The following is a 23,826-nucleotide window of genomic DNA, read 5'->3' on the forward strand; positions in this document are numbered from 1 at the left end:
GGTCGCGCTCCTCCGGCGCGCCGCAGCGCATGAGCAGCGTCGCGCCGTGCAGGCGCTCGGCCGACCCCGTCGCCGCGGCGCCGAGGGCCCGACGCCCGAGGGTGGCCGCCGTCTCATCGTCACCGAGCGCCGCGGCGGCCCACCCGGCCGCGACGTTCAGGGCGGTGCGCGACGGCTGGGCGCGGTGCCACACGGTGTCGTAGAGCGCCATCACCGCGCGCCCGTGGCCAGCGCAGGTGACGCTCCACCCCCGCGTCGCCAGCCACGTCCCGCAGGCCGCGCGCGAGGCGAAGGCCCCCATCGCCTCGACGGCGCGCCGGCACGCGCCGCGGGCGACGAGCACGTCTGCCAGGCGGCCGGCCAGGGCGTCGCGCTCGCCGGGCACCGAGACCGCGGCCAGGGCGCCGAGCGCGGGCGACACCGCGTGCGCAAGCACCTCCACGTCCAGGACGGCCGCACGGTACTGGCGCTCGGCCACGTCCACCCCGGCGAAGGGATAGCCCGCCTCCAGGGAGGCCGCCAGCTCCTCGCAGCGCCGCTCGGGGACGAAGTCGGCCAGGTCGTCCAGGCTCCCCGCGCCGAGCAGGCACGTGACGAGCAGCGCCAGCAGCAGGTCGGCCGGCAGCTCCTCGCGCCGGATGCCGCGGGCGAGCAGCTGCGGGCCGCCCTCGCCCCAGCGCAGGCACGCCACGCGCTCGGCGGGGTTGCGCAGCGCCGGCGGGAGGGCCTGCGCCCCCTCCCCCGCCAGGCGCAGGACGCTCTCCTCCTCGGTGAGCAGCAGGTCGGCGCCGGTCAGCAGCAGGCGGTCGTGCTGGAAGGGGCCGTAGGCATCCCCTGAGGGCGTGCAGGTCACAAGCACCTCCACGTCCTCAGCCAGCAGGCGGTCGGCGAGCGCGGCGAAGCGCTCGGCGCGCGCAGGGTCGAGCAGCGGCACGTCGTCGAACACCGCCAGGCGCGCCACGGGGCCTATGAGCGCCAGGCTCTCGGCGATGATCCCGGCGTCCAGGTCGCGCAGGAAGCAGGGCGAGCGTGCGTTGATCCAGAAGACGCGCTTGAAGCCGAAGACCGTCTCGGCGTACTCGGCCGCCACGGCCGTCTTGCCGAACCCGTCGGGCGCCACGAGGAAGCGCGCCACCGAGCGGGAGCGCAGAAGGCGCGCGATGAGGTCGGGGCGCGGGACATGACGCACGGGCAGCAGGCCGTCCGGACGCTGGCCACTGCACAGCGCCGCCTTGAGGAAGGAGGACATGGCGTCTCCTCTCAGGGGATGGGCCTCGGTTTGCGACACGGCCATGGTAGGCCCGGCACGGGGACGGGGCAACCGTGCCCTTGGACGGTATAGCCGCAGGTCGTTGGCGCCTTTTGTCCCCTTTTGCCCCCAAAGGCGGCACCTGAGGTGCAATGAGGGGGCGCCGCGGGGGCAGCGACCGCGGGCGGCCGGGGGCGGGATGAGAGCCCCCCCCGATGGTAGAATGGGGCGATCACCCCGCCCGACGAAAGGACCCCCATGCTGCGACCCGCCACCCTCGCCGACCTGCCCGCCTTCCGCGTGGGCCACGCCCAGGACAACCGGGCAGCCACCGGCTGCACCGCCATCGTGGCCCCTGCGGGCGCCTCCTGCGGGGTAGCCGTGCGCGGGGGCGGCCCCGCCACGCGCGAGACCGACCTCCTCAAGCCGGAGAACCTGATCGAGGCCGTCTACGCCGTGGTGCTCTCCGGCGGATCGGCCTTCGGGCTCGAGGCCTCCTGCGGCGTCATGGACGCCCTGGCCGAGCGCGGCATCGGCTTCGCCCTCGGGACGGCCTGCGTGCCCATCGTCACGGGCGCCTGCCTGTTCGACCTGCTCATCGGCGAGCCCGTCCACCCAGACAAGGCCATGGGCCGCGCTGCGGCCGAGGCGGCGCTCGCCGAGGGCTACGACGGCGCGGCGGTGACCCAGGGCAACGTCGGCGCGGGCACGGGCGCGACGGTGGGCAAGCTCGGGGCGCCCGAGGCCGCCATGAAGTCGGGCCTCGGCATCGCCGCGCTCGCCGCCGGCGAGGTGGTGGCAGCGGCCATCGTGGCGGTGAACGCGCTCGGGCACGTGCGCGGCGCCGACGGGAGCTGGATCGCCGGCACGCGCGGCGCCGACGGGCGCGTCATGGATCCGCTGGAGGCCTTCGCCCAGGCTGCGGCGGCCCAGGCGGCGGCCGCGGACGCTCCGGTCACCAACACCACCATCGGCGCGGTGCTCACCAATGCGGCGCTCACCAAGGCCCAGGCCACGAAGGTGGCCTCCGTCGTCCACGACGCCTACGCCCGCGCCATCAAGCCCGTCCACACCATGAACGACGGCGACGCCGTGTTCGCCTTCGCCTCCGGCGAGGTCCACTCGCCCGTGGACGTGGTAGCCGCCCTCGCCACCGAGGCCATGGAGCAGGCCATCCGCAACGCGGTCGCGGCCGCCGAGGGCGCCTACGGCCTCCCTGCCGCCCGCGACCTGGCCTAGGGCCCTTGCCCTCGCGCGCTCCGCTCCACAGATCACGCGGGTACGGCCATCCCCACCCCAAAACGCCGGCGGGGCCGGAGGCATCGCGCCCCCGGCCCCGCCGGATCACCCCTGGCTCCGAGCTACTCCGTCGGCTCCTTGCCGAGCAGCTTGGCTATGCGGTCTGAGTACTGGAGGTCGGCAAGCCCCGCCTCGGCAGCCAGGTCGAGGACGGGCGCGTCGTTCCAGAGCGTCTCGAGGCGGTAGTACTCGCGCGTCTCGGGCTGGAAGACGTGGATGACCACTGCGCCGTAGTCGAGCAGCGACCACGAGCCGTCCGCCGAGCCCTCGCGGTGCAGCGGCTTCACGCCGCCGCGCTCGCGCAGCTGATCCTCGATCTCGTCGATGATGGCGTCCACCTGACGGTTGTTGGCCGCGGTGACGATGACGAAGTAGTCGGTGACGCCGATGAGCTCGCGTACCTCCTGCACCATGATGTCGGTGGCCTTCTTCTCGTCGGCCGCCTGGGCGGCGATGATGGCGCACTCGCGCGGAGCAGCCTGCTCCCTCTTAGCTTCGCTCACGGTCTTGTCCCTTCTTCGGCGCCCGGCGGGCGACGTACGTGTTCCAGATGCGTATGGTATCAGGATGCATCATGCGGCGGCGCTCGAGCAGCAGATACACCCAGTATTCATAGGTGAGGAAGAACAGCTCCTCCAGGTCGACCGCGCCCTCGGCGGCGCGCAGCTCGTCGATGCGCCCGAACTGGCGGCCCGGCTCCAGCGCGTCGGCCACGTAGAGCACCATGTCGAGCGGACCCATGTCCTCGGCCGCCACGGTATGGCGCTCGATGGCGCGCAGCACCTCGGCGGGAATCTCCGGGAACCGGCGCCCCAGGTCCGCCGCGGCCGTGGGGGCGTGGAGCACCTGGGGCATGTTCTCCACGACCCAAGGCCCGATGGCCTCCTCGAGCCCCAAGTCGCGCACGCGCTGGCAGATGCCGGCATCGTCAAGGCCCTTGTCCCAGTCGTGGAGCAGCCCGGCCGCGTAGGCCTTCCGCTCGTCCACGCCGTAGGTTCGCGCGAGCCGCCGCGCCGTGGCGGCCACTCCGCGAATGTGCTCAAGCCGCCGCGGGCTCACGCGCCCGGCCAGCTCGGCCTCGCGCGCGGCCAGGAACGCATCGGTCAGGCCGGCGGCGCCGTCGTCCCTCTCATCCATGGCATCGTCCTTTCTCGTGATGCGCCCGAACCGCCCTACTGCGGGCAGGCGGTGGCGAAGGGCGCTGCGCCGGGCCCGCGGTAGAGGCCGTGGCGGTAGATGTAGTCGCAGACGGGCAGCGTGGTGAGGTAGCGCAGCGAGAACCCGTCGTGCACGCGCTCGCGCAGCGCGCTCGACGAGATGGCGAGCGCCGTCACCTCCAGGTAGCTCACGTCATAGTCGCCGAGGCTCGCCAGCTCGGCCTTGAAGGCGTCGGTCACCACGTAGCCAGGTCGCGTCACGGCGATGAACCGCGTGAGCGACGCGACCGCCGCGCTCTCGCGCCAGCGCGCGATGGAGAGGATGGAGTCGGCGCCGGTGATGAAGAACAGCTCCACGTTGGCCGGGAAGTGGGCGCGCAGGGCCCGTACCGTGTCCACCGCGTAGGTGACGCCCGGCCGGTCGATCTCGAGCGAGCTCACGTCGAAGTGGCGGTTGGGCAGCACCGCCAGGCGGCACATGGCCAGGCGGTCGGGGGCGGGGGTGACCGCCCGGTCGCGCTTGAAGGCGGGAACGCCCGTGGGGATGAACACCACCGCGTCCAGCCCGAAGGCCTCGCGCGCCTGCTCGGCGCAGGCAAGGTGCCCGATGTGGATGGGGTCGAAGGTGCCCCCCATGATGCCGAGGCGCGCCGGCGCCCCATCGGCGCCCAGGTCGTCGAAGCGAGCGCTCACCACGGGCGGCACGCCGTCGCTGGCCGCCTCCGGCGCCCAGCCGGCCAGGCCGTCCGGCGGCGCGGCGGGCCCGTCCGCCTCCACCAGGCCGCGTATCTCGTCGAAGACGCGCACTACGCGCGAACCTGGCCGTCGCCGCGCACCACGTACTTTGAGCTGGTCAGCGCCTCCAAGGCGAAGGGCCCGCGGACGTGGAGCTTCTGGGTCGAGATGCCGATCTCGGCCCCCAGGCCGAACTGGCCGCCATCGGTGAAGGCGGTCGAGGCGTTGGCGTAGACCGCCGCCGCGTCCACCCGGTTGACGAACGCCTCCACGGCATCGGCATCCTGGGCCACGATGGCCTCGGAGTGGCGCGTGCCGTAGCGGTTCACGTGCTCGATGGCCTCGTCCACGCCGGCGACGCAGCGCACGGCCAGGTGCGGCCCCAGGTACTCGGTGGCCCAGTCCTCCTCGGTGGCGGGCAGCACCTCCAGCCCCAGGTCGGCCGCGGCGCGCTGGGCGCGCTCGTCGGCGTGCACCGTCACGCCGCGCTCGCCGAGGGCCGCGAGCGTCTCGGGCAGGAAGGCATCGGCCGCCTCCTCGTCCACGAGCAGCGTCTCGGCGGCGTTGCACACCCCGTAGCGCCGGCACTTGGCGTTGAGCAGGATGTCGCGCGCCTTGCCCAGGTCGGCCGAGGCGTGGACGTAGACGTGGCAGTTGCCCGTCCCCGTCTCGATGACCGGCACCTTCGAGCACTCCACGCAGTGGCGGATGAGCCCGGCTCCGCCGCGCGGAATGAGCACGTCCACCAGGCCGTGAAGCTGCATGAGCGCATCGGTGGCGGCGCGGTCGGTGGTGGTGATGGCGGTGACGCAGCCCTCGGGCATGCCGGCGGCCACGGCGGCCGCGTGCAGCACCTCGGCGATGGCCGCGTTGCTGCGGGCCGCGAGGCTGCCGCCGCGCAGGATGCAGGCGTTGCCCGACTTGAGGCAGATGCCCGCCGCATCCGCGGTGACGTTGGGGCGCGCCTCGTAGACGACGGCCACCACGCCGAGCGGCACCGACACGCGCGAGAGCTCGAGGCCGTTGTAGAGCGTGCGCTCCTCGAGCGCGCGGCCGAGCGGGTCAGGCAGCGCCCTCAGGTCCTCGAGGGCGGCCGCCATGGCCTCCACGCGCCCCTCGTCGAGCATGAGGCGGTCGAGGAGCGCCGCGCTCGTGCCCGCCTCGCGGGCGGCGGCCATGTCGGCTGCGTTGGCCTCCACGATGGCACTGGCGTGGGCGCGCAGGGCCCCTGCCATGGCATCGAGCGCGGCGTCGCGCTCCTCGCCCGTCGTCTGCGCCAGCCCGACGCTGGCCTTCCGCGCGCGCTCGGCCAGGGCGCGCACCTCGTTCTCCAGGGACATGCGAACTCCTCCTTACTCGAACAGCACCAGGTCATCGCGGTGGATGACCGGCTTCTCGTCCAGCACGGCCAGGATGGCGTTGGCCGCCAGCTCCTCGCGGGTCCTGCCCGCCGCGAGCGCGAGCAGGTCGCTCGCGGCGGCGGCGCGGCCGCGGGCGAACACGTGCCCCTCGCCGTCGGCCACGTCCACGATGTCGTCGCAGGCGAAGGAGCCCTCCACGGCCCGCACGCCCACGGCGAGAAGCGACTTGCCGCCACGCACGAGCGCCTCGCGAGCGCCCGCGTCCACCGTGATGGTGCCGCGGGCGGCGTCGCCCAGCGCTATCCAGAGCTTCTTCGGCGTGATGGCGTGCGGGCGGGCCGGCGCGGTGAACAGCGTTCCCACCGCGCGCCCGGCCGCGGCGTCGGCCACGCAGCCGGGGCGGCGCCCCTGGCAGATGACCATCGGGATGCCCGCCGCCATGAGCACGCGGGCCGCCTTGATCTTGGTGATCATCCCGCCCGAGCCCACGGCCGTCCCCGCCTCGCCGGCCACGGCCATCACGTCCTTGCCGATGCGCTCCACCCGCTCGATGAGGCGGGCGTCGGGGTTGCGGCGGGGGTTGTCGTCGTAGAGCCCGTCGATGTCCGACAGGATCACCATGAGGTCGGCGTCGATGAGGCAGGCCACGAGCGCGGCCAGCGTGTCGTTGTCGCCGAAGCGGATCTGCTCGACCGACACCGTGTCGTTCTCGTTCACCACGGGCACCACGCCCAGCTCAAGCAGGCGCGTGAGCGTGTCGCGTGCGTGGAGGTAGGCGGTGCGGTCAGCCGTGTCGCGACGGGTGAGCAGCACCACCGAGGTGAGCATCCCCCGTTTCGCGAAGGCGCTCGCATAGGCCGCCGAGAGCGCGCCCTGCCCCACCGAGGCCGCGGCCTGGAGGCTCGGCATGTCGGTCGGGCGCTCCGCGATGCCGAGCGCCTCCAGCCCGCAGGCGATGGCCGCGCTCGTCACGATGACCGGCTGCCAGCCCTCGGCGCGCACGGCGGCCATCTGCTCGGCCAGGCCGTCAAGGTAGGCGTAGTCGGGCCGGCCGTCGGGCGTGGTGAGCGTGGAGGAGCCGATCTTGACCACGAGGCGGCGCGACGCCGCGTCCGCCCCCGTCACAGGTCCAGCTCCTGGTAGACGTCCACGTGCCCCTCGGGCGACTCGTAGTCGAAGGAGTAGCCGAGAATGCGGATCTCGTCCCCGTCGAGCGCGCCGGCCTTGCGCAGCGCGTCATCGACGCCGAGGCGCTTCATGCGGTGCTGGAGGAAGACGACGGCCTCCTCGTTCTCCCAGTCGGTCTGCACCACCATGCGCTCCACCTGGCCGCCGGTGACGCGGAAGGCGTCGCCCTCGCGCGTGACCGTGAAGCGCTTGTCGCGCGCCTCGCGGCGATGCTCCCACACGTGCTCGTACTGCACATCGGCGGCCGCCGCGTCGCGGGCGGCCTCGCGCAGCTCGTGCACCTTGGTGGCGATGGCCGCCTTGAGCGAGTCCACGCCGGCGCCGGTGAGCGCCGAGATGCGGTAGAGCTTGGGGTCGATGGGGCTCGGCGCGAACTCGTTGCCGCCGGCCGCGGCCACCGAGTCGGCGCGCACGCGCGCGGCCAGGCGCTCGCACGCCTCCTCGGTGCCGGGCACGTCGATCTTGTTGGCCACCACGATGCGCGGCCGCTCGGCCAGCTCAGATGCGTAGAGCGCCAGCTCGCGGTTGATGATGTCGTAGTCCTCCAGCGGATCGCGCCCCTCGTAGTCGCCCGTCAGGTCCACGATATGCACGATGAGCGCCGTGCGCTCGATGTGGCGCAGGAACTCATGCCCCAGGCCGCGCCCCTCGTGCGCGCCCTCGATGAGCCCGGGGATATCGGCCACGACGAAGGACAGATCGCCCGAGGTGGCCACGCCCAAGTTGGGCACGAGCGTGGTGAAGGGGTAGTCGGCGATCTTGGGGCGCGCCGCGCTCATCTTGGCGATGAGCGAGCTCTTCCCGGCGCTCGGCATGCCCACGAGCGCCGCGTCGGCCATGAGCTTCATCTCCAGCTCGATCCAGCCCTCCTGAGCCGGCTCGCCCAGCTCGGCGAAGGCGGGGGCCCGGCGGGTGGACGTGACGAAGTGGATGTTGCCGCGACCACCCATGCCGCCGCGGGCAACGGTGACGGCCTCGCCGTCATGGGTGAGGTCGGCGATGAGCTCGCCGGTCTCCCTGGTCTCCTCGAAGTACTCGCGCACCACGGTGCCCACCGGCACCTTGAGCACAAGGTCCTCGCCCTGGGCGCCGCGCATGCGGCTGCCGCGGCCATGGGTGCCGCGCTCGGCCTTGAAGTGGTGCTTGAAGCGGTACTCGATGAGCGAGGACACGCTCGCGTCCGCCTGGACCACCACGTTGCCGCCGTGGCCGCCGTCGCCGCCGTCCGGCCCGCCCTTGGGGACGTGGGCCTCGCGACGGAACGACATGCAGCCGGCGCCGCCGTTGCCACCGCGCACGTGGATGCGCACTTTGTCGATGAACATGGGGACCTCCTCGGCCCTACGTAACGAAAAGTGCCCCCTGGCAAGCAGAGGGCACCGATATAACAGAGATGATACGCAGTCGTTAAGCTGTGTGCGTTTATGCCTGCGGACGAACGTGAACCTTGCGCTTGACGCCCTTGGTGAACTCCAGGGTGCCGTCGCACAGGGCGAACAGGGTGTCGTCGCTGCCACGGCCGACGTTCTCGCCGGGGTGGAAGTGGGTGCCGTGCTGGCGGACGATGACGTTGCCCGTCTTCACGAACTCGCCGCCGAACTTCTTGACGCCCAGGCGCTGAGCGCGGGAGTCGCGGCCGTTACGGGTAGAGCCCAAGCCCTTCTTGTGTGCCATGATTCAAACCTCCCTTGCGCTGCTACTCGGCCTTAGCGGAGCCGACAGACTCGATCTTCACGCGGGTGAGCTGCTGGCGATGGCCGCGCAGCTTCTTGTAGTTCTTACGCTTCTTAAACTTGAAGACCAGCTGCTTCTCGCCCTTGAACTGCTCGAGCACGGTGGCGACGACCTTGGTGGCCGCGGCCTTGGCCGGATCGGCCTCGACCTTGTCGCCGTCGACGACGCAGATGGCCTCCAGCTCGACCTTGTCGCCAGGCTCGACGTCCAGCTTCTCGATGTTCAACTTGTCTCCGGGAGCGACCTTGTACTGCTTGCCGCCCGTCTTAACGATTGCGTACATAGTATATATCTCCTTGAATGTGACTAAACGCAAGGCAATATCCTACCAGCGGGGCGCGTGACCGTCAACAGCAAATTGCGCATTTTTAGTGCGCCTCGGCCCAAGTGGCGCCCCAGGACACGTCCACGTCAAGCGGCACCGCCAACGCCACCACGTTCTCCATGACCTCCCTCACCATGGCGGCCAGCCGCTCCACCTCGTCCGCCGGCACCGAGAAGTCCAGCTCGTCGTGGACCTGGATCATGAGCTTGGCGGCGAAGCCCTCCTCGCGCAGGCGGCGCTCCACCTCGTTCATCGCCATCTTGATGATGTCGGCGGCGCTGCCCTGCATGGGGTGGTTCATGGCCGTGCGCTCGCCGAAGCCGCGCTGCTGGGCGTTGCGCGCCTTGAGCTCGGGGATGTACCGCTTGCGGCCGAACATCGTCTCGGCGAACCCGTCCTCGGCCGCCTTCGCCACCGTGGCGTCCAGGTAGGTGCGCACGCCGGGGTAGGCCTCGAAGTAGCGGTCGATCATCGCCTTGGCCTCGCCGAAGGGGATGTCCAGGCTCTGCGAGAGCCCGTAGGCCTGCTGGCCGTAGACGATGCCGAAGTTCACGGCCTTCGCGCGGCTGCGCAGCTCGGGCGTCACCTCCTCGACGGGCAGCCCGAAGACGCGCGCGGCGGTGGAGGCGTGGAAGTCGGCGCCGGAGTTGAACGCGGCCACCAGGTGCTCATCGCCTGAGAGGTGCGCGAGCAGCCGCAGCTCGATCTGCGAGTAGTCGGCCGAGAGGAACAGCTCGCCTGGCGCGAGCGGCACGAAGCAGGCGCGGATCTGGCGGCCGGCCTCGGTGCGCACGGGGATGTTCTGGAGGTTGGGGTCGGAGGAGGAGAGGCGGCCGGTGGTGGTGACCGTCTCGTTGAACTGCGTGTGCACGCGCCCATCGCCGGCGCGCATGCGCGGCAGGGCGTCGATGTAGGTGGACTTGAGCTTGGCCTGCTCGCGGTAGCGCAGGATGAGCCCCGGCAGCTCACTCTCCTTGGCCAGCTCCTTCAGGACGCTCGCGTCGGTGGAGTAGCCGCGCTGGTTCTTCTTGAGCGGCGTGAGCCCGAGCACCTCGAACAGGATGTGGGCCAGCTGCTTGGGCGAGTCGATGTTGAAGGGCTCGCCGGCCACGTCGATGATCTGCTGGGACAGCTCGTCAAGCTCGGCCTGGGCGCTGCGGCCCAGCTCAGCCAGGCGCTCGGCGTCGAGCGCCGCGCCCGTGCGCTCCATGGCGGCGAGCACCGCCACGAGGGGCAGGTCGATGTCGCGGTAGGCCGCGAGCGACCCTTCCTGCTCCAGGGCGCGAGTAAGGGGCTCCACCAGGTGGCGCGCGGCAGCCGCGGCCACGGCGGCGCGCGCCTCGTCTCCGGCGACCTCCGGCAGCGCGCCGCCGCCGTGGGCCTCCATGAGGGCCTCGAGGGTGTAGGCGGACACCGACGAGTTGAGCACGTAGCCGGCCAGTCCCAGGTCGAAGGCGTCCATGGCGGCCAGGTCCGCCTCGTCGACGAGCGCGGGCAGCGACGTGTCGGCCGGATAGACGCGGCGGACGGCCGCCTTGGCGTCGAGCGCGGCGAACGCGCCCTCGCGCAGGACGCGCGCGAACAGCGCAAGGGCCTCGTCGCCGGCGAGCACCGCCGTGCCCCGCGAGGTGGCGAAGGCTCCCGTCACCGCGTTGTCGAAGAGCGAGATCTGCTCGGGTTCCATGAGGGCCACGCCGATCACCTCGCCGGCGGAGAGCGCGCCCTCGACGAGCGCCGGGGCCTCCGCGCCGGTGACGAGGGGCTCCCATGCGAGCTTCGCCTCCGCGCGCGTGGCCTCGGCCCCCACGAGCTTGAGCACGCGGACGAGGTGGCTCGTCAGCTGGTAGCGCCCGAAGGCCTCCTCCACCGCCTCGGCCGAGAACGCCGGGAACGCGGCCTCGGTCAAATCGAGGGGGAAGTCGAGGTCGCGCACGATGGTGGCGATGTCGCGGCTGAGGAAGGCGGCCTCCTCGTTGTCGCGCAGGTTCTCGAGCTGCTTGCCCTTGAGCTCGGCGAGGTTGTCGTAGATGCCCTGCATGGTGCCGAAGCGCTGGAGCAGCTTGGCCGCCGTCTTCGCGCCGATGCCCGGCACCCCGGGGATGTTGTCGGAGGAGTCGCCCATGAGCCCGAGGAAGTCGGGAAACTGCTCGGGCGTGACGCCGTAGCGCTCCTCCACCTGCTCAGGCCCGTAGATGGCGATGTCGGTGACGCCCCGCTTCGTGGTGACGATGCGCGTGGCGGCGCTCGCCAGCTGGTAGGCGTCCTTGTCGCCAGTGACGAGCAGGGTCTCGTAGCCCAGCTCCTCGTCGCGCGCGGCGATGGTGCCCAGGATGTCGTCGCCCTCCCAGCCCTTCACCTTCACGACGGGCACGTTCATGGCGCCGAGCAGCTCCTCCATGATGGGGAACTGCACGCGCAGCTCATCGTCCATCGGCGGGCGCTGGGCCTTGTACTGCTCGAGCGCCTCGATGCGGAAGGCCGGCTTGCCCGCGTCGAAGGCGCACACGAGCGCATCGGGCTTGGCCATGTCGATGAACTTGAGCAGCATGGCGAGGAAGCCGAAGACGGCGTTGGTGGGCGTACCGTCGGGCGCGTTCATCGTGGGGGGCACGGCATGGTAGGCGCGGTGCATGAGCGAGTTTCCGTCGATGACGGCGATCTTCTTCGTCATGGGGATCCTTACGTAGCGCGGGCATTCGGGCATCCAGTATAGCGCCCCGCCCGCCGCGCCCGCCCCTCACGCGGCAACGCCCGCGGGAAAACCTTCCCGCGGGCGTCCGGCAGCCGGCCCTAGGCGCTCCAGAGATAACCGACGCCGCGCACCGTCTCCAGGCGCTGGGCCAGGTCGGGGCCGAGCTTGGCGCGCACGCGGCGGACGTGGACGTCCACCGTGCGGCTGCCGCCGTAGTAGTCGAAGCCCCACACGCGCCGCAGCAGCGCGTCGCGCGAGTAGGTGCGGCCCGGATGCGTCACGAGGAAGGCGAGCAGGGCGTACTCGAGGTAGGTGAGGTCGAGCGGCTCGCCGTCCACCTTCACCTGGTAGGTGGCCAGGTTCACGGTCATGGAGTCCACGACGATGAAGTCCCCCGCGCCGCCCTCGTTGCCGGGCCACAGCAGCTGGCGGATGCGCGCGGCGCACTCGTCGGACGAGGCGCCGTGCACCACGAAGTCCGCCTTCACCTGCACCGGCAGGCGGAACTCGCCGAGCTGATCCTCCCCCACTATCACGAGCATCGCGGTCGACCCGTCCTCGGCCAGCGCCGACTCCACCGACGCCACGTTCGTCAGCGCGTCGCCGCGCGCCTCGTAGATGACCAGGTCGTGGTTGGGATGCTGGGAGAGCAGCTTCTTGAGCTGCACCGACGAGCCCGCCGCGACCTCCACGTCGAACCCTGAGAGCACCCGCTGGAACTTATGCGCGTTGTCGAGGCTGTCCGCCACGAAGATGACCGTCTTGCGCTGCATGGCTAGAGCACCGCCAGGCCGCGCTCGAGCTCCCAGGGGGTCACCGCGCGCTGGTACTCGTTCCACTCGCGCCGCTTGGCGGCCACGAGGTAGCCGTGGATGTGCTCGCCGAGCGTCTCGCGCATGAGCTCGCTCTCGGCGAGCAGCTCCACCGCCTCGCCGAGCGTCTGCGGCAGCAGGGCCACCCCGCGCTCGCGCAGCTGCTGGGCGCTCATCTGCGAGAAGTCGGCGTCGTCTACGGGCGGCGGCAGCTCGAGGCCCTCCTCGATGCCCTTGAGGCCCGCGGCCAGCATGACGGCGAAGGCCAGGTAGGGGTTGGCCGCCGGGTCGGGGCTGCGCAGCTCGATGCGGCACCCGGCCTCGCTGTGCGGCCGGTAGCCCGGCACGCGCACCATCGTCCCGCGGTTGCGACGCGACCAGCCCAGGCACGCCGGCCCCCCGCTGCCGGGAACGAGGCGCTTGTAGGAGTTCACGTACTGGTTGGTGACGGCGCAGAACTCCGGCGCGTAGCGCAGGATGCCGGCCAGATAACGCTTGGCCACCTCCGAGAGGTTGCATCCGAGCGGGTCGTCTGCGTCGAAGAAGACGTTGACCCCGTCCAAGTCGGAGAGACTCTGGTGCACGTGCATGGACGAGCCCGGCGCGTCGCCGAGCGGCTTGGGCATGAACGACGCGTAGACCCCGTGCTTCATGGCGATCTCCTTGACCACCAGCTTGTAGGTCATCACCGCGTCGGCCATGGAGAGCGCATCGGCGTAGCGCAGGTCTATCTCGTGCTGCGAGGGGCCCACCTCGTGGTGCGAGTACTCCACGGGAATGCCCATCTTCTCCAGCGTGAGCACCGTGTCGCGTCGCAGGTCTGAGGCGTAGTCGAGCGAGGTCAGGTCAAAGAACCCGCCGCGGTCGAGCAGCTCGGTGGAATCGGGGTTGCGGAAGTAGTAGAACTCCAGCTCGGGCCCTACGTTGAAGACGTAGCCCATATCGGCGGCCTTGCGCACCATGCGGTCGAGCACCTGGCGCGGGTCGCCCTCGAACGGCGCGCCGTCGGGCGTGCGGATGGAGCAGAACATGCGCGCCACGCCGTTGGCGGCCGGGCGCCAGGGCAGCACCTGGAAGGTGTCGGCGTCGGGGAAGGCGAGCATGTCGGACTCAAGGCCCGAGGAGAAGCCCTCCACGCAGCTGCCGTCGAATCCCATGCCCACCGAGAACGCGTTCTCCAGCTCGCCCGGGATGACAGCGAAGGACTTCATGGTGCCCAGCACGTCGGTGAACCAGAAGCGCACGAAGTGCACATCGCGGCTCTTGATGGTCTTGAGCACGAAGTCTTGCTCGGGATTCGTCACCATGGCAGTCCCCTTCCTCGGTACAAGCCCTGATTATAGCGGCCGAGGTTACCGGGAGGTTTCAGAGGCGGCGAAAACCCCGGGATGGCCTCAGAACGCGGGAGGGCCCGCCTTACGGCGGGCCCTCCCCTCCGGACGCCTCCAAGGCGCCCGCATGCTGCGGAGCTTGGAGCCTACTCGGCGGCGCCGTCCACGGCGGCCTCGGCGGCAGCGGCCTCCTCGACCACGTCGCCGGCGGTGGCGGCAGCGGCGGCCTCGGCCTCGGCAACCGTCTCCTCAGCACCGCGCTCAGCCTCGACGGCGCTCTCCTCCACCGCGGCGGCCTTGGCAGCCTCAGCGGCGAAGGCGGCGGCGCGCTCGGCCTTGGCAGCGGCCTTAGCCTCGCGCTCGGCCTTCTTGGCGGCCTCGCGCTCGGCGGCCTTAGCGGCGCGCTCGGCCTTCTTGGCGGCCTCGCGCTCGGCGACGACGTCCTTGGCGGAGCCGAAGCGGTCGGCGAAGCGCTGCACGCGGCCGCCGGTGTCGATCAGCTTCTGGGTGCCGGTGTAGAACGGATGGCACGCGTTGCAGATGTCGATCTTCAGCTCAGGCTTGGTGGAGTGGGTGGTGAAGGTGTTGCCGCAGCTGCACTTCACGACGCACTCGACGTACTCCGGATGGATTCCCTGCTTCATGGTGGGTTCTCTCCTCATCTCCTTGGTTTCCGACCAAGGAATCGATGCCTTGGTTTCCGACCAAGGCGAGACACAAGCCTTCATATAATAGCACCGCCCTCGCGCAATGCAAGGGCGGTGCGGTAAGAATTCACGGACGAACCGGCGAGGGCCGCAAGGCGCCCGACGCCCCGCGACCCGATGCGGGCGGTTCTCCGCCGACGGGCTAGAGCTCCGTCACCCACAGGCCGTGGAGGTTGCAGTACTCGTAGACCCGGAGGGGCTGCACGCCCTCGGCGACGAAGAAGTCGGTCGCGGGCGGGGTCTCCGGGACAAGGGGGTGCACCTCGTAGCCCTTGTCGGTGACCAGGCAGATGAACTGGATCCAGTGCTCGGGGAGCATCGGGTGGTCGACGCTGCCGACGTTCACGTGGAGGTGGCCCTCCTCGCGGGTGACGGCCGGCACGTGCTTCTCGGTGGCGGCGTCGGTGCTGTCGGCGACCAGCTCGACCATCTTCTCGCCGCAGCAGAACAGCGGCACGTTGTGGTCGACGACCTTCACGGCGATGTTGCCGCAGTGCTCGCACTTGTAGAACTTGATGTCCATGGCAGACCTCTTTTCTCAGCTAGCCGGGGTGTCCCGGGTTGACGCGACCCGCCGGCGTCTACGCGGCGGGAAGGGCTCGCGGCCCTCAGCCGAGTATTGTACGGCGCAGCGGCCCTGCTCGTGAACCCACCTGCCGACCGATTACACGCCGTAACCTCAAGAGGCGCGGGTCGCAGGGCGGGGCGGCGGGCACCTGGCGCGGCGCGGCGCGGGAGCAGAGGGCATCGGAGCCTTGGACGGCGGGCGCTGCTGCCACTTTTTCGGCGAAAAATGGCACTAATCCGGAGTTTGGTACGGTCGCGTGCCCTATGGGGAGGATCTGAGGCCGCACCCGCGAGGCGCCACCTGGGCAAACGTCGGCGGCGCGAGCGCCAGGCGCCCTCCGGGGGCCTCGGCACCGTACCAAACCGGGGATTAGTGCCATTCCGGCGGGATTTAGTGGCGGCAACCACAGCACGCCCCGCCGGCGGTACCACGCGAGAGCGCGAAACACCGGGGCAGGTGCGGCAAAGCGACGCGGCGCTCCGGCGGGGACGCAGGAGGGGGCGCCAGGGCGAGAGCGGCTGCGCCGGGTCGCGGCCGGGCCTAGCGGGCCGTCGGATCGTCCGCGTCCGCCGGCTGGGCGCCCGCCGCCCCGCGCTGCGGCAGCCGGCGCGAGAGCGCGTAGACCAGCACGCCCGCGCCCACGAGCACCAGCGGCACCGAGAGCACCTGGCCCATGGTGAGCCAGCCGCCCCAGAGGTAGCCCAGCTGCGCGTCGGGCTCGCGCACGAACTCGACGAGGAAGCGGAACGTGCCGTACATGAGCAGGAAGACGCCGAGGAACGTGCCGCGAGGACGCGGCGGCAGCCGGCGCGACAGCGCGTAGAGCACGCAGAAGATGACGACGCCCTCGAGCAGCGCCTCGTAGAGCTGCGAGGGATGGCGCGGCATGAGGCCGGCCGCCCCGCCGAAGACGACCCCCCAGGGCGCGTCGGTGGGCGCCCCCCACAGCTCGCCGTTGACGAAGTTGGCACAGCGCCCGAAGAACAGCCCCATCGGGGCGGCGATGCAACCCAGATCGGCCAGGGTGAGGTATGGGATGCGCGTGAGCCGCGCCGCGGGAATGCCCGACGCGAGCGCACCCACGAGCCCGCCGTGGAAGCTCATGCCGCCTTTGTTGAAGGCGACGATCTCCAGCGGATGAGCCAGGTAGTAGCCGTCGCCGTAGAACAGGACGTAGCCGAGCCGCCCGCCCACGATGACGCCCACGATGACGCAGATCATAATGGTGAGCAGCGAGTCGACATCCACCGAGACGCGCCAGCGCCGGGCCACGCGCCAGACGATGAGGGCCGCGCAGACGAAGCCGAGCACGTACGCGATGCCGTACCAGCGGATGACGAGAGGCCCGATGGAGAGCGCCACGGGATCGATGCTGTGATAGAGGGCGTCGAGCACGGCTACCCCTGCCCCATGCCGGCGCCCACCTCGATGGCCGCGAAGCGCACTTCCTCGCGCAGGGCCTCGGGAATGGGCTGGAGAGACGACACCTTGGCGCCGCAGCGCGGGCAGGTGAGGGAGAACAGCGCCGCATCGGGGCGCAGAACCATCATGGAGTCATAGGAGGCCACGTCAAGACCGGCCTCCCCACATGCGGGGCAGGTTATCGCCTGGCTCATGCCGCCTCCTCTCCTCTCGGTCGCCGCCTTCCTGCGGCCATTGTAGCAGAAGGCCGCGGCGGCGCGCCTACAGCAGGAAGCGGTTGGGGTTGCCCGGGCGCTCCACGTCACCCACGCGCTCGGAGAGCGCCGGCCCGTGGGTGAGGAAGTGCTCGCAGATGCGGCAGACCTCCTTCACGGCGGCGGCGTAGTCATGCTCGGGGTTGAGGATGAGGTCGAGGTCGTCGGTGACCACGTGGGTCTTGCGGACGCAGGCGGCGAAGTTGCACTCGGACGGGCACGGCTCCCCCGGCATGTTGTGGGGGCAGCGGCCCTGCATCTCCTCGTCGCAGCCGCGACGCTCCCAGCACTTCTCCATGTTCCTCTCCTCGCAAACGAGCGGGGGCGGGCCCGTGAGCCCGCCCCCGCCTGCCTCATGCCTCAGCGCGGCCTACAGGTCGGCCGGCACCACGCTGGTCACGCCGGGAACGCGGTCCTTCAGGATGCGCTCGACGCCGTTGGCCAGGGTCATCTGGGACATCGGGCAGCCCTTGCAGGCGCCCTGCAGCTCCACGGTCACCACGCCGTCCTCGGACACGTCCACCAGCTGCACGTCGCCGCCATCAGCCTGGAGGCTGGGGCGGATGAGCTCAAGCACGGCGGCCACATCGGACTTCTCTACCATGATCACGTCCTTTCAGAGGGATTCGTCAGTTCCAGGGAATGATAGCACAGCGTGCCCCGCCCTGCGCCGCCGGCGATGCGATCCCGCGCCGCCGTCACCAAGACGCTATCGCGCCCCACCCGCCTCGTCGCTGCGGAGGGGACAGTCGGGGCGGGTCACACCACCGGCACCCAGTCCTGGCCCACCATCACCAAGACGTTGTCGGAGAACGTGTAGAAGTCCCCGCCGTTCACCACGCGCCCGGCGCCGGCGTCGGCCACGATGGCCTTCGCGGCGGCCTCGTAGGCGGGATCCTTGTAGACGACGAGCGTCTCGGTGTAGACGCCGCCGTCATCGGCGTTGCCCACCTTGGTCACCTGGTAGCCGTCGGCGCTGAGCAGCTCGCCCATCTTCGCCGCCGCGCCGGCCACGCCGCCGCCGTTGCGGATCTCCACGGTAACGGCCGCGCGGTCGAGGGCGGCCACATCGGCGTTGGGGGCCTGCGGCGAGGCGCCGGCGCGCACCGCGTCCATCATCGCCTGCCACTCCGCGTCGTTCACGACATAGCGCGCCCGTCCGTCCTCGTCCACCACGCGCCCCGGCACAAGGCCGGCGTACACGGTGGCAGTGTCGAGCGGGCGCAGGGCATCTCCCAGCGCCATGATCTGCGACGAGTTCCAGTCGGTCTCCACCCACTCGGCCATGTCGGCCAGGCGCGCGGCGAACCCGATGCCCTCCGAGGACAGCGCCGCGTTGGCCAGGCTCACCGAGAACGCCACCTGGTTGGCCGCCTGGCGCTCCACGCCGGTGGCGTAGTTGGAGGCGCGCAGGAAGGCAAGCGACTCCTGGGCGTCCAGGGTGCGCGTGCCCGCCTCGATGAGCAGCGTGGACGCCCGCGGGTCGTCCACCTCCTCCGCCACGTCCACCTCCACGCCGCCCACGACGTCCACTAGATGCGCGATGCCCATGGCGTTCGTGCGGCCGAAGTGCGCGATGTCCACATCAGCCAGGGCCGCCACGGCGCGCACGAGCTCGGCGTCGCCGCCGACGGCGGGCGCCTCGTAGAGCGGGTGCGCCTCGTTGTCCGACAGGCGCACCTCGATGGTGCCGGGAATGCTCAGGAACGTGAGCACGCGGTTGGCCGGATCCAGGCGCACGAGCAGGTACGCCTCGGTCTGCGGGCCGCCCGCCGCCGTGGCCGTGCCCAGCTCGGCGGCGGCCAGCAGGTAGGACGGCTCGCCGTCGGCGGCGGCCACGAGCGCCTCGGAGGCGTTGGAGTGGTCGAGCGAGAGCCGCGAGTCCGACGACGCGAAGTAGGTGAACACACCCGCGCCCACGGCCACTGCGGCCACGAGAGCCACGGTGGCCACGGCGAAGGCGATGCGCCGCACGCGCTTCTTGTGCTGCATCTCCTGCACGTAGCCGCGGCGGCCCGTGCGCCGCGAGTAGGCCTCGTCGCTCTCGCGCGTGCTCGTGGCGGGCGCCACCTGGTCGACGTAGCCGCGCACGGCGCGCTGGCGCTTGCGCGCGTTGGAGAACTCGACGGCCTCGGCGTTGGGGCGCCGCCCGCCGGCGCGGGCCGGGCGGCCGTCGCGCGCCACGTGCGTGCCGATGGTGGACGAGCGCATGGAGCGCGACATCCGCTTGGAGTGAGAGGGCGAGAACCCCTTCCGCTTCCGCAGCATCAGCCGGGCCGCCTACTCGGCGCCCACGGTCACGCGGCGCACGTCGGCGCCGAGCGACGCCAGCTTGCCCACGTAGTCCTCGTAGCCGCGGTCGATGTGCTCGATATGATGGACCGCCGTCTCGCCCTCGGCCACGATGCCGGCGAGCACGAGCGCGCCGCCGGCCCGCAGGTCGGTGGATGACACGGGCGCGCCCTGGAGCCGATCGACGCCGCGCACGATGGCGTGGTGATCCTCCATCTGGATGTCGGCGCCCATGCGCATGAGCTCGGCGGCGAACATGAAGCGGTTCTCGAAGACGTTCTCGGTGATGACCGAGATGCCGGCGGCCCGCGAGGCCAGCAGCATGAACTGGGCCTGCAGGTCCGTGGGGAAGCCGGGGTGCGGCAGGGTCTGGATGTCGGTGGGGGCAAGCGGGTTCACGCGGCTCACGCGTACCCAGTCCTCGCCGGTGTCCACCTCGCAGCCCATGGCGCGCAGCTTCATGATGGCCATGCGCAGGAAGGACGGGTCGATGCCGTGGACGGTCACCGGCCCGCCGGTGAGCGCCCCGCCGGCCAAGAACGTGCCGGCCTCGATGCGATCGCCCACGGTGGTGTGCTCGCAGGGGCGCAGCGACTCGAGCGGCACGCCCTCCACCTCGATGATGGAGGTGCCCGCCCCGCTCACCTTTGCGCCCATGGAGCAGAGCATCGCGGCGAGGTCCTCAATTTCCGGCTCGCGCGCGGCGTTCTCGATGACGGTGGCCCCCTCGGCCACCACGGCGGCCATCAGCAGGTTCTCGGTGGCGCCGACGCTGGGGAACTCGAGGGTCACCGCCGCGCCGTGCAGGCCGTGGGGCGTGCGCGCCTCGAGCACGCCGTGGGCCACGTCGAACTCCACGCCGAGCGCCTCCAGCCCCACCAGGTGCATGTCGATCTTGCGGGCGCCGATCTGGCAGCCACCGGGCATGGCCACGTGGGCCTCGCCGAAGCGGCCGATGAGCGGGCCGAGCACCGAGATGCTCGCGCGCATCTTCGACACGAGCTCGTAGGGGGTCTCGCAGCTGTCCACCGACGCCGTGTCGATGGTCAGCTCATGGCCCTGGCGGCGCACCGTGGCGCCCAGCCGCTCCAGCACCTCCGCCATGATCTCGATATCCGAGATGAGCGGCACGTTGCGGATGACCGAGGCCCCGCGTCCCAGAAGCGACGCGGCCATCAGCTTGAGGGCGGAGTTCTTCGCGCCCGAGACGGTTACGTCACCGGCGAGGACGCCGGTGCCGCGGACGATGATGATTTCTTCAGCCATGCCAGGTCCTTTATAGGAGAAGGCCCCCGTGAGCCGGGGGCCTGACTGCCAGTCGAGTGAGGCGAAAGGACTACTCGCCCTCGCCCAGGGCGAAGCGCACGAAACCGGTGACGGTGATCGTGCCACCCAGCTCCTTGCCGCACTGCTCGACGTACTGGGCCACGGTGAGGTCCGGGTTCTTCACGAAGGCCTGCTCGGTAAGGCAGTTCTCCTTGTAGAACTTCTCCATGCGGCCCTCGGCCATCTTCTCCTGGATGTTCTCGGGCTTGCCGGACTCGGCGGCCTGGGCCTTGTAGATCTCCTTCTCATGGGCCACCACGTCGGCGGGCACGTCGGCGCGGGTGGCGGAGACGGGGTTGACGGCGGCCACCTGCATGGCCACGTCGCGGCCGCACTTCTGGAACTCCTCGGCGGTGGCGTCGACGCCCTCCAGGGCGAAGGTCACCAGCACGCCGATCTTGCCGCCGCCGTGGATGTAGGCGGACACGCCGTCGGCCTCGACCACGGAGAAGCGGGCCAGGCTCGTGTTCTCGCCCATCACGTGGATGCAGTCGGTGAGGATGGCGGACACGGCCTCGCCGTCCACCTCGGCAGCCTGCAGGGCGTCCAGGTCGGCCGGCTTGGCGTCGAGGGCAGCGCGGGTGATCTTCTCGGCGTAGGCCTTGAACTTGTCGTTGATGGCCACGAAGTCGGTCTCGCAGTTGAGCTCGATCATGGCGCCGGAGGTGCAGTCAGCGGAGAGCACGGTCATGACGGTGCCCTCGTTGGTGGCGCGCCCGGCCTTCTTGGCCACGGCGGCCAGGCCGCGGGTGCGCAGCACGTCGACGGCCTTCTCCAGGTCGCCCTCGACCTCGGCGAGCGCCTTCTTGCACTCCATCATGCCGGCGCCGGTCATCTCGCGCAGCTCCTTGACCATGGAAGCGGTGATGTTAGCCACAGGGGGCTCCTTTCTGCGTAAGGATTACGGGCGGGGCGCCGCGGTGGGCGCCCCGGAAACAGGCGGGTTACTCGGCGAAGGTCTCGGAGGCCTCGACGTCCTTCGGGCCCTCCTCGACGGCGGCCACGGCGGCCTCGGTCGCCGCGTCGGCGGCAGCGTCGGCAGCGGTCTCGACCGGGGCGGTCTCCACCTCGGCGACGACGGCGCCGTCGGCCATCTCGGCCACGGTCACCTCGGCGCCGGAGCCGGCGATGACGGCGTCGGCGATGAAGTCGGCCAGCAGGCGGACCGAGCGGATGGCGTCGTCGTTGGCCGGGATGCCGTAATCGACGTCATCAGGGTCGCAGTTGGTATCGAGGGTGCCCACCACCGGCACGTTCAGACGCTGAGCCTCGTGGATGGCAATCTCCTCGCGGTTGGTGTCGATGATGAAGATGGCGTCGGGAACGCGCTTCATGTTGCGGATGCCGTTGAGGTTGGCCTGGAGCTTGGAGAGCTCCTTGCGCAGCAGGATCTGCTCCTTCTTCGGCAGCAGCGCCATGCGGCCGTCAGCCTCCATGGCCTCCAGCTCCTCCATGCGGTTCACGCGGGTGCGGATGGTCACGAAGTTGGTGAGCATGCCGCCCAGCCAGCGGTTGTTCACGTAGGGCATGCCGCAGCGGTTGGCGGCGTCGGCCACGGCCTCCTGGGCCTGCTTCTTGGTGCCGACGAACAGGATGGTGCCGCCCTTGCGAGCCAAGTCGGACACGAAGCTGTAGGCCTTGTCCAGGCCGATGAGCGTCTGCTTGAGGTCGATGATGTAGATGTCGCCGCGGCTGCCGAAGATGTAGGGCTTCATCTTCGGGTTCCAGCGACGGGTCTGGTGACCGAAGTGGCTGCCCGCGTCGAGCAGCGTGGTAATGCTGACTTTCGCCATGTCTTTCTCCATTCGTTAGTCCTCTGCCCGCGGTCATCCCCGAGAACCGCAGCCTTTTCCGGTGGCCACTGGCGGTTCGGGTCACGCGAGCATGCGTGATAGGTGCGCTGTGAGAACACAGCCCGCCTAAAATAGCAGGAGAGGCCCGCAAATGCAAGGAAGAAGCGGCTGCACACGACCAAAGCGCACAATCCCGCCACGGCGGCGCAGGCGTCGGGCGCTTTTTTGGTCATTTTCTTCGAAATTCCGACGCCCAGACGGCCCCGTGCAGCCTTCTTCGCCGCAAAAGGCCAGGTCGCGGTTACGCTCGGCGAGCCTCCCCAGACCAGAAGAGCCCGATTCCGCCCCTCCGCCTCGGAATTTCGAAGAAAATGGCCATTTTTCGCCTGCTAGCGGAAGAACACCGACGAGGCACGGTCGTAGAACGTCCCCCCGCCGCAGCGCAGGAGCGTGACGGGATGGTCCGAGCGACGCACGTAGACGCGGCGGACGGGGCGCTCGAAGAGCAGCAGCTCGCCGTCGGCGAACAGGGTGGCCTCGCGGAAGGCGTCACGGTCGTCGAGGGCCACCTCCACCACGTCGCTCTCGCCGGTGACGATGGCGCGCGTGTGCAGGGTGTGGGGCGCGAGCGGCACCGCCACGAGCCCCTGGAAGCCCGGCGCCACGAGCGGTCCGCCTGCCGAGAGCGCGTAGGCCGTCGAGCCGGTGGCCGAGGCCACCACCACGCCGTCCCCCCGCATCTGCGCCACCGATGACCCGGAGATGCCGAGCGAGAACTCGATGATGCGGCCCATGGCGCCGCGGGTGACCGCCAGCTCGTTGAGCGCGTAGAAGGCGCGCACGCCACAGAGTCCCAGGCGGTTCACGCCGAAGCCGCCGTGCGGGTCATCCAGGCTCGCACGCGCCGCCTCGGCCCGACAGGCGTCGTCGCAGGAGGACGAGACGTCGGGCAGCTCGCCGGCCTCCACCGGATCCGGCTCGCCGTCGCAGACCACGTCCACGCGCAGGGCGGCCCGGCGCTCGACGGCGGCCTCGCCGGCGAGCGCGGCCGCCACGAGCGGCACCACGCCCGCGTCGCTGCCGTTGGCCAGAAAGCCCAGCCGGCCGAAGTTGATGCCGAGCACAGGCACGTCCGCCCCCTCCAGCAGGTGAGCTGTCTGCAGGATGGTGCCGTCGCCGCCCAAGACCACCGCCAGGTCCACCGCGTCGGGCAGCTGCGCGCGCACGGAGGCGCGCAGAACGTCATTGCCCAGCTGCGCCGAGTCTACCAGCAGGTAGCCGGCGCCCTGGCTGCCCAGGTAGGCCCCGAGCAGCAGCGAGGCGTCCGTGGCCTGGGGATTGGAGTTATTACGCACGATGAGGATGAACATACGGGCCGTCTTTCCGCTTTTGCTATGATGGGGCATTATATCCGATGCGCGCGAAGGCCCTGCAATGTCCGAGACGCCCCTGCGAGGCAAACATACCCGCCCCCGCCGTGCTGACGGCGCGGGCGACCCCCCGCAGACCGGGCGCCACGGCCGGCCCGCACCTGCCAGCCCCGCCCGCGCCCAGGGCGCCGGAGGCGACCGCCCCGCGTCC

The 23,826-nt window shown here is 70.8% G+C and carries 23 protein-coding genes and 1 pseudogene; 1 reads left to right on the forward strand and 23 read right to left on the reverse strand.

Annotation, left to right across the window (positions count from 1 at the left end; genetic code table 11):
* Window positions 1-1,249, reverse strand: a pseudogene (locus D1643_RS05010) (SARP family transcriptional regulator); the annotation flags it as partial.
* A 258-nt stretch (window positions 1,250-1,507) separates the two neighbouring features.
* Between D1643_RS05010 and D1643_RS05015 the strand changes: the two are divergent.
* Complete coding sequence (locus D1643_RS05015; protein ID WP_160709257.1) at window positions 1,508-2,488, forward strand: P1 family peptidase; 981 nt, start codon at window positions 1,508-1,510, stop codon at window positions 2,486-2,488.
* Between the two features lie 122 nt (window positions 2,489-2,610).
* On the opposite strand, the gene rsfS is transcribed toward D1643_RS05015, so the two are convergent.
* From rsfS to D1643_RS05125, 22 genes are all read right to left on the reverse strand, one after another.
* Window positions 2,611-3,051, reverse strand: coding sequence for a ribosome silencing factor (rsfS, locus tag D1643_RS05020; protein WP_160709259.1), 441 nt, complete (start codon window positions 3,049-3,051; stop codon window positions 2,611-2,613).
* Window positions 3,038-3,685 carry a bis(5'-nucleosyl)-tetraphosphatase (symmetrical) YqeK gene (gene yqeK, locus D1643_RS05025; protein ID WP_160709261.1) on the reverse strand — a complete coding sequence of 216 codons (648 nt, stop codon included), beginning with the start codon at window positions 3,683-3,685 and terminating at the stop codon, window positions 3,038-3,040. Before yqeK ends, rsfS begins: the two co-directional genes overlap by 14 nt.
* Window positions 3,686-3,720: 35 nt before the next feature.
* The gene (nadD, locus tag D1643_RS05030) at window positions 3,721-4,512 is read right to left on the reverse strand and encodes a nicotinate-nucleotide adenylyltransferase (protein WP_370520294.1); all 792 of its coding nucleotides are present in this window, start codon (window positions 4,510-4,512) and stop codon (window positions 3,721-3,723) included.
* Entirely contained in the window at window positions 4,512-5,780 is a 1,269-nt protein-coding gene (locus D1643_RS05035) for a glutamate-5-semialdehyde dehydrogenase (RefSeq protein WP_160709263.1), read from the reverse strand. The genes nadD and D1643_RS05035 overlap by 1 nt, the downstream gene beginning before the upstream one ends.
* Window positions 5,781-5,792: 12 nt before the next feature.
* Window positions 5,793-6,926: a glutamate 5-kinase gene (proB, locus tag D1643_RS05040; protein ID WP_160709265.1), complete on the reverse strand. Its 1,134-nt coding sequence runs from the start codon at window positions 6,924-6,926 to the stop codon at window positions 5,793-5,795.
* A complete protein-coding gene (gene obgE, locus D1643_RS05045; RefSeq protein WP_160709267.1) occupies window positions 6,923-8,314 on the reverse strand; it encodes a GTPase ObgE in 1,392 nt (463 codons plus the stop codon). The genes proB and obgE overlap by 4 nt, the downstream gene beginning before the upstream one ends.
* A 97-nt stretch (window positions 8,315-8,411) precedes the next feature.
* Entirely contained in the window at window positions 8,412-8,663 is a 252-nt protein-coding gene (gene rpmA / locus D1643_RS05050; RefSeq protein WP_160709269.1) for a 50S ribosomal protein L27, read from the reverse strand.
* A 22-nt stretch (window positions 8,664-8,685) separates the two neighbouring features.
* Window positions 8,686-9,006, reverse strand: a complete 321-nt coding sequence (gene rplU / locus D1643_RS05055; protein WP_160709271.1) for a 50S ribosomal protein L21 — start codon at window positions 9,004-9,006, stop codon at window positions 8,686-8,688.
* A gap of 85 nt (window positions 9,007-9,091) precedes the next feature.
* Window positions 9,092-11,719 carry a DNA polymerase I gene (polA, locus tag D1643_RS05060; protein ID WP_160709273.1) on the reverse strand — a complete coding sequence of 876 codons (2,628 nt, stop codon included), beginning with the start codon at window positions 11,717-11,719 and terminating at the stop codon, window positions 9,092-9,094.
* 119 nt (window positions 11,720-11,838) lie between these two features.
* On the reverse strand, window positions 11,839-12,513 hold the full coding sequence (locus tag D1643_RS05065; protein WP_160709275.1) for a winged helix family transcriptional regulator: 675 nt from the start codon (window positions 12,511-12,513) through the stop codon (window positions 11,839-11,841).
* A 2-nt stretch (window positions 12,514-12,515) separates the two neighbouring features.
* Window positions 12,516-13,859 carry a glutamine synthetase family protein gene (locus D1643_RS05070; protein ID WP_160709277.1) on the reverse strand — a complete coding sequence of 448 codons (1,344 nt, stop codon included), beginning with the start codon at window positions 13,857-13,859 and terminating at the stop codon, window positions 12,516-12,518.
* A 170-nt stretch (window positions 13,860-14,029) separates the two neighbouring features.
* Window positions 14,030-14,527 carry a 50S ribosomal protein L31 gene (gene rpmE, locus D1643_RS05075; RefSeq protein WP_160709279.1) on the reverse strand — a complete coding sequence of 166 codons (498 nt, stop codon included), beginning with the start codon at window positions 14,525-14,527 and terminating at the stop codon, window positions 14,030-14,032.
* A 205-nt stretch (window positions 14,528-14,732) separates the two neighbouring features.
* Entirely contained in the window at window positions 14,733-15,113 is a 381-nt protein-coding gene (locus D1643_RS05080) for a desulfoferrodoxin family protein (protein ID WP_160709281.1), read from the reverse strand.
* A 585-nt stretch (window positions 15,114-15,698) separates the two neighbouring features.
* A complete protein-coding gene (gene lgt, locus D1643_RS05085; protein ID WP_160709283.1) occupies window positions 15,699-16,553 on the reverse strand; it encodes a prolipoprotein diacylglyceryl transferase in 855 nt (284 codons plus the stop codon).
* Between the two features lie 2 nt (window positions 16,554-16,555).
* Window positions 16,556-16,774 carry a UDP-N-acetylmuramoylalanyl-D-glutamate--2,6-diaminopimelate ligase gene (locus D1643_RS05090; RefSeq protein WP_160709285.1) on the reverse strand — a complete coding sequence of 73 codons (219 nt, stop codon included), beginning with the start codon at window positions 16,772-16,774 and terminating at the stop codon, window positions 16,556-16,558.
* A 67-nt stretch (window positions 16,775-16,841) separates the two neighbouring features.
* Window positions 16,842-17,132, reverse strand: a complete 291-nt coding sequence (locus D1643_RS05095; protein ID WP_160709287.1) for a hypothetical protein — start codon at window positions 17,130-17,132, stop codon at window positions 16,842-16,844.
* Between the two features lie 72 nt (window positions 17,133-17,204).
* A complete protein-coding gene (locus D1643_RS05100) occupies window positions 17,205-17,438 on the reverse strand; it encodes a NifU family protein (RefSeq protein WP_160709289.1) in 234 nt (77 codons plus the stop codon).
* A gap of 155 nt (window positions 17,439-17,593) precedes the next feature.
* Window positions 17,594-19,102: an LCP family protein gene (locus D1643_RS05105; RefSeq protein ID WP_160709291.1), complete on the reverse strand. Its 1,509-nt coding sequence runs from the start codon at window positions 19,100-19,102 to the stop codon at window positions 17,594-17,596.
* Window positions 19,103-19,114: 12 nt separating this feature from the next.
* Window positions 19,115-20,392 carry a UDP-N-acetylglucosamine 1-carboxyvinyltransferase gene (gene murA / locus D1643_RS05110; protein ID WP_160709293.1) on the reverse strand — a complete coding sequence of 426 codons (1,278 nt, stop codon included), beginning with the start codon at window positions 20,390-20,392 and terminating at the stop codon, window positions 19,115-19,117.
* A gap of 70 nt (window positions 20,393-20,462) precedes the next feature.
* Complete coding sequence (gene tsf, locus D1643_RS05115; RefSeq protein WP_160709295.1) at window positions 20,463-21,329, reverse strand: translation elongation factor Ts; 867 nt, start codon at window positions 21,327-21,329, stop codon at window positions 20,463-20,465.
* 67 nt (window positions 21,330-21,396) lie between these two features.
* Entirely contained in the window at window positions 21,397-22,245 is an 849-nt protein-coding gene (gene rpsB / locus D1643_RS05120) for a 30S ribosomal protein S2 (RefSeq protein ID WP_160709297.1), read from the reverse strand.
* 389 nt (window positions 22,246-22,634) lie between these two features.
* Entirely contained in the window at window positions 22,635-23,615 is a 981-nt protein-coding gene (locus tag D1643_RS05125) for an NAD(+)/NADH kinase (RefSeq protein WP_160709299.1), read from the reverse strand.
* Between the last annotated feature and the right edge of the window lie 211 nt (window positions 23,616-23,826).

Source organism: Enterorhabdus sp. P55 (assembly GCF_009911695.1).
Lineage (GTDB): Bacteria > Actinomycetota > Coriobacteriia > Coriobacteriales > Eggerthellaceae > Enterorhabdus.